The sequence below is a fragment of the Pantoea sp. 1.19 genome (genome assembly GCF_001922585.1).
Lineage (GTDB): Bacteria > Pseudomonadota > Gammaproteobacteria > Enterobacterales > Enterobacteriaceae > 1-19.
In genome coordinates this window covers 1-1,456 of sequence record NZ_MRBS01000030.1, presented here as the reverse complement: position 1 = coordinate 1,456, position 1,456 = coordinate 1, and the positions used below count along the sequence as shown (strand labels likewise).

Here is a 1,456-nt window from a genome sequence, read left to right as displayed (position 1 = left end):
CCGCCGCCACGCTGGCCGGATAGGTTTTGCCGTTGACCGTCACCGTCAGCGTGCCGCCCGCCGGCAGCCCGCTGCTGCTGCCGCTGACCACCAGCGCCTGCTGGTGCTCCAGCACGTTAACCACGTCGTCGCCCGCCACCGGATTAATCCGCACCCCGGGCAGGCCGGCGTCGATGGCGACCTCCCGCGATCCGCTGCCCGTGTTGCCCGCCGCGTTGGTCACCGTCGCCGTCACCGTCAGCGCGCCGTTGCCCAGCGCGGTCAGCGCCGCCTCCGGCACCGTCACCGACCAGCTCAGGTCCGGCTGCACCTCGGCGGCGTAGCGATTGCCGCCCAGCGTGACCGTCACCGTGCTGCCCGCCTCCGCGCCGGTCACCCGGCCCGACAGCGTCTGCCCCGCCGCCACCTCGGCGGCGTTGATCACGTCGTCGCCCGCCACCGGGCTGATAAAGACCCCCGGCAGCGCGGTATCGACCCGCAGCGTTGCCGTCCCGCTGGCCGCGTTGCCGCTGGCGCTGCTGCCGCTGGCGGTCACCGTGTAGGTCGCCTCGCCCAGCCCCGCCAGGTCCGCCGCCGGCACCGTCACCGACCAGCGCCCGTCGCTGCCGGCGGTGGCCTGGTACTCGCGGCCGTTCAGCGTCACCGTTACCGTCGCCCCGTTCGCCAGGTTGGCGCTGCCGCCGGCAATCGTCAGGTCCTCGCCCTTCTCCTGCGCGTTGAGGATGTTGTCCTGCGCCAGCGCGTCAATGCTCAGCGACGGCAGCCCGGTGTCCACTACCACCTCGCGGCTGCCGCTGCCGGTGTTGCCCGCCGCGTCGGTCACGCTCACCGTCACCGTCAGCGTGCCGTCCGCCAGCGCCTTCACCGCCGACGCCGGTATGCCCACGCTCCACATCCCGCCGGCGTCCACCACGCCGGCGTAGCGCTGGCCGTTCAGCGTCACCGTTACCCGGTCGCCCACCGCCGCGCCCTCCACCGCGCCGCTGATTATCTGGCTCTGCCCGTGCTCGGCGAGGTTGATCACGTCGTCGCCGGCGATGGCCAGGATGGTCACCGTCGGCACCGTTTTGTCCACCGTCAGCGCGTGGCTCACCGACGCCGGGTTGCCGGCGCGGTCGCTCACCGCCGCGGTCAGGGTCACCACCCCGTCGCTCAGGGTGGCCAGGGTCTCCACCGGCACCGTCAGGCTCCAGCGGCCGTCCGCGCCCACCTCCGCGCTCCACGTCTGCCCGTCCAGGCTCACGGTCACCGTCTGCCCGGCCTGCGCCGTGCTGCTGCCGCTCACCGTCAGCGGCGCCTGCGCCTCCGCGGCGTTAAGCACGTCGTTGCCCGCCAGCGTGTCGATGGTCACCGACGGCGCCACGCTGTCCACGCTGTACGCCCGGGCGGCGCTCGCCGCGTTGCCGCTGGCGCTGCTCACGCTCGCCTGCACGCTTCCCGCGCCCTCCTTCAGCCC

1 protein-coding gene is annotated in these 1,456 nt (G+C 73.7%); it reads right to left on the bottom strand.

What is annotated here, in order from left to right:
- On the bottom strand, positions 1-1,456 hold a 1,456-nt coding region (locus BS626_RS17960), incomplete at both ends, for an Ig-like domain-containing protein (RefSeq protein WP_139308878.1).